The 648-nt window shown below is 58.5% G+C and carries 1 protein-coding gene and 1 pseudogene; one reads left to right on the forward strand and one right to left on the reverse strand.

Features of this window, described 5'->3' with window-relative positions; all coding sequences use genetic code 11:
- Positions 1–191 (reverse strand): annotated as a pseudogene (locus EOA85_RS36695) (DUF3108 domain-containing protein); the annotation flags it as partial.
- Between the two features lie 257 nt (positions 192–448).
- Between EOA85_RS36695 and rpmB the strand changes: the two are divergent.
- Positions 449–648, forward strand: a 200-nt coding sequence (gene rpmB / locus EOA85_RS36700; RefSeq protein WP_127212833.1) for a 50S ribosomal protein L28, incomplete at its 3' end; no start/stop codon positions are given.

The raw sequence follows: 648 nt of genomic DNA on the forward strand, positions 1-648 counted from the left end.
GCGCTGGAGACGCTGCCGTCGATCGAATAGGTATCGCCTTCGTAACTGCTGGAAAAGGTTGCTTTCGCCACCGAGAGGCCGAGGATCGATACCGTATACTCGCCCTTGAAGGACTGTGGCGTAGCGGCAAACGCTGCCGTCGGCAGTGCAACGGCAAGCGAGGCAAGAAGAGCAAGAGACGAACGAAGCATGGCGGGGATCGATCCTCGATTTTTCAGCGGAAGCGGACAACTCCGGCCTGGCATCTCGTTGTGCGACCGCTTATAGGCTGAATTCCGGCCTTTATGTGAAAGGCGTCGTCACACCCGTGCGCAAGCCGGAGCTTGACGCATCGGCGAAATGCAACTATGGAACGCCAACTTTTTCCATAAGGCCGCCTGACCGAAACCGCGCGCCAACCGGCGCGGGTCGAATGTTTGGCCAGACCGAGAACTGAAGGTTTAGAACCATGTCCCGCACCTGCGAACTCACTGCCAAGGCAGTCATATCCGGCAACAATGTGAGCCACGCCAACAACAAGACCAAGCGTCGCTTCCTGCCCAATCTCGTCAATGTGACGCTGATCTCGGAAGCGCTGAACCAGAATGTGCGCCTGCGCATTTCGGCCAACGCGCTGCGTTCGGTCGAGCATCGCGGCGGCCTTGATGC

Source organism: Mesorhizobium sp. M5C.F.Ca.IN.020.29.1.1, from assembly GCF_003997375.1.
Lineage (GTDB): Bacteria > Pseudomonadota > Alphaproteobacteria > Rhizobiales > Rhizobiaceae > Mesorhizobium > Mesorhizobium wenxiniae.